Origin of the sequence: Barnesiella sp. CU968, from assembly GCF_905219685.1 — a bacterium.
Lineage (GTDB): Bacteria > Bacteroidota > Bacteroidia > Bacteroidales > Muribaculaceae > Lepagella > Lepagella muris_A.
Window position 1 is genome coordinate 1 of sequence record NZ_CAJMXD010000367.1, and the last position, 2,927, is coordinate 2,927.

Annotated in this window: 3 protein-coding genes and 1 pseudogene; 2 read left to right on the forward strand and 2 right to left on the reverse strand. The window is 39.4% G+C overall.

The window, feature by feature from the left end; all coding sequences use genetic code 11:
* Nucleotides 1-188 precede the first annotated feature (188 nt).
* Both JX312_RS11560 and JX312_RS11565 read left to right on the forward strand, forming a co-directional pair.
* A complete protein-coding gene (locus JX312_RS11560; protein WP_204458091.1) occupies nucleotides 189-740 on the forward strand; it encodes an ImmA/IrrE family metallo-endopeptidase in 552 nt (183 codons plus the stop codon).
* Between the two features lie 7 nt (nucleotides 741-747).
* A complete protein-coding gene (locus tag JX312_RS11565) occupies nucleotides 748-1,821 on the forward strand; it encodes a beta family protein (protein WP_204458092.1) in 1,074 nt (357 codons plus the stop codon).
* Here the strand turns inward: JX312_RS11565 and JX312_RS11570 are convergent.
* On the reverse strand, nucleotides 1,814-2,530 hold the full coding sequence (locus JX312_RS11570; protein ID WP_204458093.1) for a sce7726 family protein: 717 nt from the start codon (nucleotides 2,528-2,530) through the stop codon (nucleotides 1,814-1,816). The two genes, JX312_RS11565 and JX312_RS11570, sit on opposite strands and share 8 nt — an antisense overlap.
* Nucleotides 2,531-2,557: 27 nt before the next feature.
* Nucleotides 2,558-2,851: pseudogene (locus JX312_RS11575) on the reverse strand (recombinase); the annotation flags it as partial.
* Nucleotides 2,852-2,927: the final 76 nt, after the last annotated feature.

The window sequence follows — 2,927 nt, forward strand, 5'->3', positions numbered from 1 at the left end:
CTCCGAATCGGGTGGTTCTGCGTTCCAGGACACTCAATAATGTGAGTTAATTTTGGAACATAGAACTGAACACCCTACTTACTAAGCAAATGTCAGCTATTGACGAGAATATGCAGACACTTTATGATTTATATAATGAGATTGAGGATCGTTCTGCAGCAAATCAAACCATAACTGAAGATTAAGCCATGGGAAGTATTGGACAAAGACCAAATAGATCAAATCTCACATCACAACCACGCTTTGCTGAGCCAGCATTATTTAAAAACGTGGCAGCTATTACCGATTATGCCGAGGCTAATGGATTGTATGAGAATAATCAAATCAATCTCGACAAGGCTCTTGAGATGTTCCCTGATATACAGGTTGAGTATGTCCGCATGAATTCAACTCAATCTGGTCAGCTTCGATTCATCAATGGCACATGGCTGATTAGTATCAATTCCGAACATAATAAGAAAAGACAACGTTTTACCCTGGCTCATGAACTAGGGCATTATATACTTCACAGAGAGCAAAATGCTGAATTTAAAGACGCCGTATTTTTTAGAGATGAGGTGTTAGATTCCATGGAGTACAAAGCGAACGAGTTTGCAAGTGAACTACTTATGCCAGAAAAGTTAGTTCGCCACTGTATCAATGATGGTCTCAGAAACATCGGTGAACTTGCGGAAAGATTTGGCGTATCAGCTGCCGCTATGAAGTATCGTATCTTATCTCTTGGATATAAGTTAAAATAAGGATTTTATGTATAACCTTATCGTAAAAACTGCAGAGGCAGAAATCAGAGCCCTTGAGAATACTCCTAAAGAGCAAATCTCAAAGATTCTCCCAATCATTGAACTCACGAGAGGCCGAAAAGTCACTCGTGACAATAAAGCTGCATATCCATTTGACAATAGACTTTCTAAAATCAAGAGGGTCTTTAAGGGGCAAGATATTTGTTTGGATGTCACCTCTGATTCTTCCCTGGCATCACCAGAGACTAACGCGCTTTATGATCCTAAGGATGGGTATGCTAATTGGATTAACTTCTTAATTAATCTAAAGGAAGAGGATATCTTTTCTTCCATTACTCCAACTGTACTGATGAACTTTGAAGATTTGGATTTTGAGGCTAATGTCCGTCTCCAAATCTCAACTCTAATAGAGAACTTTGGGAAGGTCACTTATCGTAATCCAATTGAAGAAGAAGGTGTCTATGAGGATATGGAAATGTTTTTTCATGGAGTTCCATTAGTTCTCATCTTAGATTGCAATTATGTTTCAGGAGCTTCATGTAACAATGTAGCTGAGAAATGTATTTCAAGAATCAGAAATCTTAGTTCCATCGAAAAACTAAACTTAACTAAGATTATTATAGTGGCAACTTCATATCCAAACAATGTTACAGAGTTTGGGGATGTGGAACGTGATGAGTTTAATTTATCAGAATTAACGCTCTACTCAACTATTACAGAAACTGTTAAAAGTGAGATAATAGAATACGGCGATTATGGCTCTATTAATCCTGTCAGAAACGATTCTGTCGTTATGGCAAGAGGATGGGTTCCTAAAATAGATGTAAGTAATGAGTCAATGGTATTTTATCATAGATGTCGCCGTCCGCGCGGCACTACAGCCTACGCTGATACTTATATTCAAGTAGCTCGAAGGTGTAGGGATGATAAAGAATTCCCTAAAGACTGTAACAATTGGGGGCTTAAGCAAATTTTGGCATGTGCCGAAGGTGCAGTGCCGGCATCGTCTCCTTCCTTCTGGATATCTGTCCGAATGAATACCCATATTTATCGAAGGCTACAGGGGCTAAAACTCATCTAAGTTCTATTTGACTTTTCATATTGAGTATGCCAATATCCTCAACGTGTGTTTGAGTGCCTCTATCTGAAAGAAATTGAGCAAAGTTCTGCTCATACTTTTCTATAAGATAGTGACGGAAACATATATTGATTTTGGAAGAATACCCTTGAAGTACATGAATCCGTAGGTCATCAGAATGCATATTTTCTGCTATCTTGAAATACCGCCTCAAGAATGAGGAGGGAATGCTAGCCAGGACTTCCATCGGTTCAGGATTAAGCCGCCGGGGTGTTCGTATTACGGCACACCCTTTACTGGACACAACTATAATTCCCACAGTGTTAGGCAACATTTTGAGAGCATTACATTTGTGTTCAGATGAAATAAAAACGATAGTTTGGGTAAAAACCTTGCTTGCTTCGATAACTTGTTTAGGGAGTCTCCTAAGATCATCCTGCGCTGTTTTAATCTCAATTGATATGGTATTTCTAGGAGTGAGGAGGACCAAGTCAGTGATGAGTTGCCCTGTGCCATATCGGAACTCATTACCTATTACTTGACAGTTTGCTCTCTTGAGATAGAAATCGATGCATTTAGCCTTATAAGAATTAGACCAATATCTTAAAGCTTGAAGTGTATTATCTTCATTTGACTGGGATTGATTTGCACTAATCCCATTTGGACGTGAATTATTTTGCATGGTGGTATCTATATGACTTTTTCCTTTCACTTGAGTTCTTGCATCTTGTGGCCTATGTTAGTCGAGGAGGTTGACAAGTTCCTTCTTCATGTCCTCATCTATGTCTCGGTAGCGGGCGAAGGCTTTACTGCCTTCCTTGTGGCCACTGAGTGAGCCGACAAGATTGGGGTCTTTTACTTTCTTGTATAGATTACCGATGAAAGTACGTCGGGCAAGATGGCTGCTGGCAATTTCGTTCAGAGGGCGTTTCTCTTCTTCTCTCGTTGTCGGATTGAGAACCGTAACCATTCGCGTTACGCCACAGAGGGTAAAAATACGTTTTATCGCCACATTGTATTTCTGAGAGCTGATTAAGTAGATGACAAAAATTTGAAAACATCAAATTTTGGGGTATAAGTCGAACGCATAAGTATGGTAAAAATCTCTT

What these genes read in the sequence shown, in the direction of transcription:
- JX312_RS11560 (WP_204458091.1), top strand. Translation starts at nt 189, where the DNA reads ATGGGAAGTATTGGACAAAGACCAAATAGATCAAATCTCACATCACAA.
- JX312_RS11565 (WP_204458092.1), top strand. Translation starts at nt 748, where the DNA reads ATGTATAACCTTATCGTAAAAACTGCAGAGGCAGAAATCAGAGCCCTT.